This window comes from Streptomyces boncukensis (assembly GCF_011045075.1).
Classification (GTDB): Bacteria; Actinomycetota; Actinomycetes; order Streptomycetales; family Streptomycetaceae; genus Streptomyces; species Streptomyces boncukensis.
Genome location: NZ_JAAKZZ010000354.1, coordinates 1 through 8,101 on the forward strand (window position 1 = coordinate 1; position 8,101 = coordinate 8,101).

The 8,101-nt window shown below is 72.5% G+C and carries 6 protein-coding genes; 3 read left to right on the top strand and 3 right to left on the bottom strand.

Annotated features, from left to right (window positions below; translation table 11 throughout):
* The first annotated feature begins 333 nt into the window (after window positions 1-333).
* A complete protein-coding gene (locus tag G5C65_RS26290) occupies window positions 334-1,257 on the top strand; it encodes an oxidoreductase (protein ID WP_165301424.1) in 924 nt (307 codons plus the stop codon).
* Entirely contained in the window at window positions 1,254-1,967 is a 714-nt protein-coding gene (locus G5C65_RS26295) for a response regulator (protein ID WP_165301425.1), read from the top strand. Before G5C65_RS26290 ends, G5C65_RS26295 begins: the two co-directional genes overlap by 4 nt.
* A 217-nt stretch (window positions 1,968-2,184) precedes the next feature.
* Here the strand turns inward: G5C65_RS26295 and ppdK are convergent, their stop codons facing one another.
* On the bottom strand, window positions 2,185-4,914 hold the full coding sequence (gene ppdK, locus G5C65_RS26300; protein WP_420903363.1) for a pyruvate, phosphate dikinase: 2,730 nt from the start codon (window positions 4,912-4,914) through the stop codon (window positions 2,185-2,187).
* Between the two features lie 419 nt (window positions 4,915-5,333).
* Here ppdK and G5C65_RS26305 point away from each other — a divergent pair, with 419 nt between their 5' ends.
* Window positions 5,334-5,828: a gamma-glutamylcyclotransferase family protein gene (locus tag G5C65_RS26305; protein ID WP_165301427.1), complete on the top strand. Its 495-nt coding sequence runs from the start codon at window positions 5,334-5,336 to the stop codon at window positions 5,826-5,828.
* A 37-nt stretch (window positions 5,829-5,865) separates the two neighbouring features.
* Here the strand turns inward: G5C65_RS26305 and dusB are convergent, their stop codons facing one another.
* Window positions 5,866-7,020, bottom strand: a complete 1,155-nt coding sequence (gene dusB / locus G5C65_RS26310; RefSeq protein ID WP_165301428.1) for a tRNA dihydrouridine synthase DusB — start codon at window positions 7,018-7,020, stop codon at window positions 5,866-5,868.
* Between the two features lie 27 nt (window positions 7,021-7,047).
* On the bottom strand, window positions 7,048-7,965 hold the full coding sequence (locus tag G5C65_RS26315) for a helix-turn-helix transcriptional regulator (protein WP_165301429.1): 918 nt from the start codon (window positions 7,963-7,965) through the stop codon (window positions 7,048-7,050).
* Window positions 7,966-8,101: the final 136 nt, after the last annotated feature.

An 8,101-nucleotide genomic window follows, 5' to 3' on the forward strand; every position in this document is an offset into this window, starting at 1 on the left:
AACAGCACGACGAACTCACCGAGTGGATCGGCGGCAGCTTCGACCCCGACCACCTCGACATCGACGACATCAACAAGCAACTCGCAGACATCTGATCACCAGCGGAACCTCCGCAGCGAAGCACTAGGCCCTCTCCTGCCGGTCTCGCCGGGAAGGGCCGCCCCGTGCGGCGAAGCCGCTGTGGACGCGAGCCCCTCGCCCCGGGGGCGCGACCCGAACGTGGCCGTGCTCGACCGTTCCCGGGCGGGTGATTAGCCTCCACACTGAGGGTTGCCGGTGGGCCGGACGGTGGTCGGACGGTGGTCGGACAAGGCGCGAGGAGCAGGGCGGACGATGAGCTGGACGGCGCGCAACATCCCTGATCAGAGCGGACGCACAGCGGTGGTGACGGGCGCCAACAGCGGACTGGGCTTCGTGGCGGCCCGGGAGCTGGCCCAGCGGGGCGCGCGGGTGGTGCTGGCCTGCCGCAGCGAGCCGCGCGGCCAGGAGGCGCTGGAGCGGCTGGCCTGCGAGCTGCCGGAGGCCGCGTCCCGCACCGAGCTGCGGCTGCTCGACCTGGCGGACCTGGGGTCGGTGCGCACGTTCGCCAAGGAGCTGCCGGACGAGCGGATCGACCTGCTCGTCAACAACGCGGGCGTCATGGCCCTGCCGTACCGCAGGACCGCCGACGGCTTCGAGACGCAGTTCGGCGTCAACCACCTGGGGCACTTCGCGCTGACCGGCCTGCTGCTCGACCGGCTGCTGACCGCCGGGAAGCCCCGCGTCGTGACGGTCTCCAGCATGCTGCACGCGCTCGCCAACATCGACATGGGCGACCTCAACTGCGAGCGCTCCTACCGCCGGTGGATCGCCTACGCGCGCTCCAAGACCGCCAACCTCCTCTTCGTGCGCGAGCTCGCGCGGCGCACCGCGGGCACCGCGCTCGTGGCCGCCGCCGCGCACCCCGGCTACGCGTCCACCAATCTGCAGGCCCGCGGCGCCCGGATGGAGGGCCGCCGGGCGGCGCAGCGGTTCTTCGAGGCGGGCAACCGGCTGGTCGCGCAGTCCGCGGACGCGGGCGCGCTGCCCGTGCTGTACGCCGCGACGGCGCCCGGGGTGCGCACCGGGTCCTTCACCGGCCCGCGGCTGGTCTCGCGGGGCGCCCCCGCGCCGTCCTGGCAGGCCCCGTGGACGCGCAGCGACGCGGCGGCGGAGCGGCTGTGGGTGGCCTCCGAGCAGCTCACCGGGGTGAGCTTCGGCGAGCGGGAGCACCGGTGATCCGCGTCCTGGTCGTCGACGACGACTTCATGGTGGCGCGGCTGCACAGCACCCTGGTCGAGCGCGTCCCCGGGTTCGAGGTCGCGGCGGTGGCGCACACGGGCGCGGAGGCCGTGTCGCGGGTGCGCGCGCTGCGGCCCGATCTGGTGCTGCTGGACCTGTATCTGCCGGATCTGAGCGGCCTGGAGGTGCTGCGGCGGCTGCGCGGGGACGCGGCGCCGGGCGAGGGCCCGGACGTCCTGGTGGTCACGGCGGCCCGGGACGCGGAGAGCGTCCGCGCGGCCCAGCACGGCGGCGCGGTGCAGTACGTGGTGAAGCCCTTCGAGGGCCGCCTGCTGCAGGAGCGGCTCCGGCGGTACGCGGAGCGGCTGCGGGAGTTCGAGCGGCTCGCCGCTGCGGGGCAGGACGGCGTGGACCGGCTGATGGGCGCGCGGGGAGCCCCGGGCGGCGGGGCGACGCTCGCTCCCGCCGCGCCCGCGGCGGCGCTGCCCAAGGGGCTCACCGAGCAGACGTGCGCGCTGGTGCGCGGCGTGCTGGACGCCGCCGGCGGCGACGACGGCCTGTCGGCGTCCGAGTGCGCCGAGCGCAGCGGCCTCTCCCGGGTCAGCGCCCGGCGCTATCTGGAGCACTTCGTGGCCACCGGAACGGCCCAGGTCACCCTCCGGTACGGTGCGACGGGCCGCCCGGAGCGCCGGTACCACCGGCTGTAGCGCGCCCGTACCGGCTGCCCGTACCGCACGCCGGTCTTGACCTCGGCGTCAACGCTCGGCGTGGTTCACCGCGGTACGGAAGAACAACCCGCGCCCAGGCGGCGTACGGCGTGCTGCGGGCGAGGGGGCGGCACCTCCGCACAGGTGCCGCCCCCTCCATGTTCCGGGCCCCGCTGCCGCCGTGAGGGTCGGGGAGCGGTCCGGGGCCCGGTGGCTCTCAGCCCTGGTTCCGGGCCGCCGCGCGGCCCGCCTCCAGGCGGGCTACCGGTACGCGGAACGGTGAGCAGGAGACGTAGTCGAGCCCGGCCTCGTGGAAGAAGTGCACCGACTCCGGGTCGCCGCCGTGCTCCCCGCAGACGCCCAGTTTGAGGTCGGGGCGTGTGGCGCGGCCGGCGGCCACCGCGTCGCGGACCAGGGCGCCGACGCCGTCCTTGTCGATGGTCTCGAAGGGCGAGACCCCGAAGATGCCCTTCTCCAGGTAGGCCGTGAAGAAGCTGGCCTCCACGTCGTCCCGGGAGAAGCCCCACACGGTCTGGGTGAGGTCGTTCGTGCCGAAGGAGAAGAAGTCGGCGGACTCGGCGATCTGCCCGGCCGTCAGCGCGGCGCGCGGCAGCTCGATCATGGTGCCCAGCTGGAGCGCCAGCGCGACGCCGTACTCGCGCTCGACCTCCGCGATGACCTGCTCGGCCTCCTCACGGACGATCTCCAGCTCCTGCACGGTGCCCACCAGCGGGATCATGATCTCCGCCCGCGGGTCGCCGCCCGCGCGCTTCCGCTCGGCCGCCGCCTGGGCGAGCGCGCGCACCTGCATGGCGAACAGGCCGGGGATCACCAGTCCGAGCCGCACACCGCGCAGGCCCAGCATGGGGTTCTGCTCGTGCAGCCGGTGCACGGCCTGCAGGAGGCGCAGTTCGTTCTCGTGCGGCTCGTGGCGGGACTCGGCCAGCGCGACCCTCACGGACAGCTCGGTGATGTCCGGCAGGAACTCGTGCAGCGGCGGGTCCAGCAGCCGTACGGTCACCGGCAGCCCGTCCATCGCCGCGAACAGCTCGACGAAGTCGTCCTTCTGCAGCGGCAGCAGGCCGCCCAGCGCCGCGTCGCGCTCCTCACCGGTGTCGGCGAGGATGAGGCGCTCCACCATCTCCCGGCGCTCGCCGAGGAACATGTGCTCCGTACGGCACAGCCCGATGCCCTGGGCGCCGAACCGGCGGGCCCGGGAGGCGTCGTCGGCGTTGTCGGCGTTGGCGCGCACCCGCAGCCCGCGTACCCGGTCGGCGTACTCCATCACCCGGTGCACGGCCCGGACGAGTTCGTCGGCGCCCTCGGCGCCCGCCTGCGTGCGGCCCTCGAAGTACTCGACGACCGGGGAGGGCACGACCGGCACCTCGCCGCGGTAGATCTTGCCGGTGGAGCCGTCGATGGAGACGGTGTCGCCCTCCTCGACGAGGAGCCCGCCGGGCGCGGTCAGCCGGCGCCGCTTGGTGTCGACCTCCAGCTCCTCGGCGCCGCACACGCACGTCTTGCCCATGCCGCGCGCGACCACGGCGGCGTGCGAAGTCTTGCCGCCGCGCGAGGTGAGGATGCCCTCGGCGGCGAGCATGCCGTCCAGGTCGTCGGGGTTGGTCTCGCGGCGGACGAGGATGACCTTCTCGCCGGAGCGCGACCACTTGACGGCGGTGTACGAGTCGAAGACGGCCTTCCCCACGGCGGCGCCCGGCGAGGCGGCGATGCCCCAGCCGATCCGCTCGGCCTTCACGTCCGTGTCGAAGCGGGGGAACATCAGCTGCGCGAGCTGGCTGCCGTTGACCCGCTGCAGCGCCTCGGCCTCGTCGATCAGCCCCTGGTCGACCAGTTGGGTGGCGATCCGGAAGGCCGCCGCTGCGGTGCGCTTGCCGACGCGCGTCTGCAGCATCCACAGCTTGCCGCGCTCGATGGTGAACTCGATGTCGCACAGGTCGCGGTAGTGCGTCTCCAGGGTCTCCATGATCTGCATCAGCTGGGAGTAGGAGACCTTGTCGAGCTCCTCCAGCTCGGCGAGCGGCACGGTGTTGCGGATGCCCGCGACGACGTCCTCGCCCTGTGCGTTCTGCAGGTAGTCGCCGTAGACGCCCTGCTGGCCGCTGGCGGGGTCGCGGGTGAAGGCGACGCCGGTGCCGGAGTCGGCGCCGAGGTTCCCGAAGACCATGGAGCAGACGTTGACGGCGGTGCCCAGATCGTGCGGGATGCGCTCCTGGCGGCGGTAGAGCTTGGCGCGCTCACCGTTCCACGAGTCGAAGACCGCGCGCACGGCGAGGTCCATCTGCTCGCGCGGGTCCTGCGGGAAGTCCCGGCCCGTCCGGTGCGCGACGATGCCCTTGAACCGCTCCACGAGCCGCCGCAGGCCGTCCGCGGACAGCTCCACGTCGCTCGTCGCCCCCTCCGCGCCCTTGGCCTCCTCCAGGGCCTCCTCGAAGAGTTCGCCGTCGACGCCGAGCACCGTCTTGCCGAACATCTGGATGAGGCGGCGGTACGAGTCCCAGGCGAACCGCTCGTCGCCCGCCTGTGCGGCGAGGCCGTGCACCGAAGCGTCGGAGAGCCCGATGTTGAGCACCGTGTCCATCATGCCGGGCATCGAGAACTTGGCCCCCGAGCGGACGGAGACCAGCAGCGGGTCGTCGGCCTGGCCCAGCTTCTTGCCCATCCGCTCCTCCAGCGCGGCGAGGTGGGTGCTCACCTCCTCCCGCAGCGCGGAGGGCTCGGCTCCGGACTCCAGATAGACCTTGCACGCTGCGGTGGTGATGGTGAAGCCCGGAGGGACGGGCAGTCCGAGATTGGTCATCTCGGCGAGGTTGGCCCCCTTCCCGCCGAGGAGGTCCTTGAGGTCCTTGTTGCCCTCGCTGAAGTCGTAGACGAACTTCTGCTGGTCTGCGCCCGCTGGGCCTGCTGTGTTCTCCGCGTGAACCGGCACCGGACTCGGCTCCTCGTGGTCGGTTGCCCTGACGGCGGGGAGCGTACCCAGATCAAAGGCCCAGGGGTACATCCAGCGGCATGTCACACGGCTGTAACCACCCATCTGCCGAGAGATCGAAAGTGTGGGCCGCCTCAACCAGTTGGGCATGCCATTCATAAGTTGGAGGAGAGAGATTCGGGGATTACGGCAATTGCCGGTTTGCGGCGCGCTCACCGCCGCGCCTCCCTTCAGACACCGAACCAAGGAGTAGTAAAGTCTTGGTGCGCTCGTTGGAGATATACAACTCACACCTGAGCGCTCATATGAGCGAGCCATCTATCAAGGTGGCGCGAATCACGCCCCCGTGTGGCCGAATGTCTCACGATGCGGACAGCCCTCCGTAGCCGTGACTCCGCGTTCACGACAGGGTGGAGCCCATGACCAACCCCACGCCCCAGGTGCGGCTCGCCCGCCCCCAAGCTCTCGGCTCCGCTCGAGCAGGGGGGACCCCCATTACCGCCGGCGCAGACGCCCTCTTCGTCTACGGCACGCTCCGCTTCCCCCGGATCCTCTCCGCGCTGCTGGGCCGCGTCCCCACCGGTACGCCCGCCACCGTGACGGGCTGGCGGACAGCGGAGCTGAAGGGCAGGCCGTACCCGGGGCTGGTCGCCGCCCCCGGCAGCACGGCGTCCGGGCTGCTGCTGAGCGGCCTGACGGCCCGCGAGTGGCGCGTGCTCGACGACTTCGAGGACAACGAGTACGACCTGCGCTCCCTGCCGCTCGACGGCCCCGTGGCCGACGGCGCCCCGCGCAGCGGCTGGGCGTACACCTGGGAGAGCCCCGACGAAGTCCGCCCCGGCAACTGGGACCCCGACGTCTTCGCGGCCCGCGTCCTGGACACGTACGCGGCGCGGCTGGAGGCCGGCGGATAGCGGGCTCCGGCGGACAGCGGGCTCCGCCGGAGGCGGGTCAGCCGCCGGAGGTGTCCAGTTCGGCTTCGGAGGTGAGGGTGCCGCACGCGTCGGGGTCGTCGAGCCACCCCTCCGGCAGCACCACCTTGTTCCGCCCCTGCGTCCGCCCCCGGGGCCCGTCCGCGCCCGCCGGCCACGCCTGGTCCAGGTCCAGCCCGTCCAGCAGGGCGCGCAGTTCCTCCACCGACGCCGCGACCGCCAGGCGCTTGCGCGCCTCGGAGCCGACGGAGAACCCCTTGGTGTACCAGGCGACGTGCTTGCGGAAGTCGATGACGCCGCGCGCCTCGTCACCCAGCCACTCGCCCAGCAGCCGCGCGTGCCGCACCATGATGTCGGCGACCTCGCGCAGGGTCGGACGGGCGCGCTCCCCCGGCCCGCCGGACGCCTCCGGGCCGCCGGGCGCGAGCGCGGCCACCAGGTCGCCGAACAGCCAGGGGCGCCCCAGGCAGCCCCGCCCGACCACCACGCCGTCGCAGCCCGTCTCGCGCATCATGCGGACCGCGTCGTCGGCGGACCAGATGTCGCCGTTGCCCAGCACCGGCACCTCGGGCACAGCCTCCTTCAGCCGGGCGATGGCCTCCCAGTCGGCCGTGCCGCCGTAGTGCTGCGCGGCGGTGCGGCCGTGCAGCGCGACGGCGGTGATCCCCTCCTGGACGGCGATGCGCCCGGCGTCCAGATACGTCAGATGGCCGTCGTCGATCCCCTTGCGCATCTTCATGGTCACCGGCAGGCCGCCCGCGTTGCCGACGGCCTCGTGCAGAATGGCGCGCAGCAGGGGCCGCTTGTACGGAAGCGCGGAGCCGCCGCCCTTCCGGGTCACCTTGGGCACCGGGCAGCCGAAGTTGAGGTCGATGTGGTCGGCCAGATCCTCGTCCGCGATCATGCGCACCGCCTTGCCGACGGTCACCGGGTCCACGCCGTAGAGCTGGATGGAGCGCGGTTTCTCGCTCTCGTCGAAGTGCACCAGCTGCAGCGTCTTCTCGTTCCGCTCGACGAGCGCCCGCGTGGTGATCATCTCGCTGACGAACAGGCCCTGCCCGCCGGAGAACTCCCGGCACAGCGTGCGGAACGGCGCGTTGGTGATCCCCGCCATCGGCGCGAGCACGACGGGCGGCTGGACGGTGTGCGGTCCGATCTGGAGCGGCGGGGCCATGGACGGGGATCCTCCGGTGGTGCGGGCTTAGCTGTGCGCGGCGGACTCTCCATTGTCCCCCACTGGCGCCGTGGCCTCCGTCACGAGGGCGAACAGCCGCTCGACCCGGTGGCGGGTCTCGTCGTCCGCCGGAACGTACACCCCCATCCGGGCGCCCTCCGCCGGGTTCAGCCACAGGCCGTGGTACGTGAAGTGCAGCATGCCGACCCGCGCGTTGCGGAAGCGCTTCGCGGTGTCCACGGCGCGGACGACCTCGTGCCGCTGCCACAGCTCGCGGAACTCGGGGGACGCGGACTGCAGCCGGCTCAGCATCGCCTTCCAGGCGGGCTCGGTGAGGTGCCCGGCCATCCGGGAGCGGAAGCGGGCCGCCATCAGCCGGACCGTCTCCTCCCGGTCCGGCATGGCCGCGCCCCACTCGGGGTCGGTGAAGGCGAGCCACATGCAGTTCCGGTCGCTGGGCGGCAGGGTGTCGAGATCGCTGAGGAGGTGCCCATAGACCCGGTTGTAGGCCAGGATGTCGTAGCGGGCGTTCTGCACGCAGGCCGGGAAGGGCTCCAGCTGCGTGAGCATCTCCCGCAGGGCGGGCGGCAGCGCGGTGGTGTCGTCGGTGGGCATCGGGTCGGCCGTGCCGGCCAGGGCGAAGAGGTGGGCCCGCTCGCTGCGGTCCAGCATCAGGGCCCGGGACAGCGCGTCCAGCACCTGGGCCGAGACGTGGATGTCGCGCCCCTGCTCCAGCCAGGTGTACCAGGTGACGCCCACGGTCGACAGGTGCGCCACCTCCTCGCGCCGCAGCCCCGGGGTGCGGCGGCGGGGACCGCGCGGCAGGCCGGCCCGCTCGGGGCTGATCCGCTCGCGGCGGCTGCGCAGAAAGGCGGCCAGCTCGCTGCGCCGGGCCCGGTCTCCGGAGGGCGTTCCGACGAGGGGTTCAGGAACTGCGGCGCTCATGGACTCCAGCGTGCGGCATCCGCCGCCGGGTGTGCCAGGTAGTTCTGATAACAGGATGAAGACCGTCTGGTACCAGGTTGGCGGGGCGATCATCGTCGTTCCCTGTGAGTGAGAACGTCGTAACGACCCCCCGTGC

Coding starts and splice junctions, on each gene's coding strand:
- G5C65_RS26290 (WP_165301424.1), top strand. CDS start 334: ATGAGCTGGACGGCGCGCAACATCCCTGATCAGAGCGGACGCACAGCG.
- G5C65_RS26305 (WP_165301427.1), top strand. CDS start 5,334: ATGACCAACCCCACGCCCCAGGTGCGGCTCGCCCGCCCCCAAGCTCTC.
- dusB (WP_165301428.1), bottom strand. CDS start 7,020: ATGGCCCCGCCGCTCCAGATCGGACCGCACACCGTCCAGCCGCCCGTC.
- G5C65_RS26315 (WP_165301429.1), bottom strand. CDS start 7,965: ATGAGCGCCGCAGTTCCTGAACCCCTCGTCGGAACGCCCTCCGGAGAC.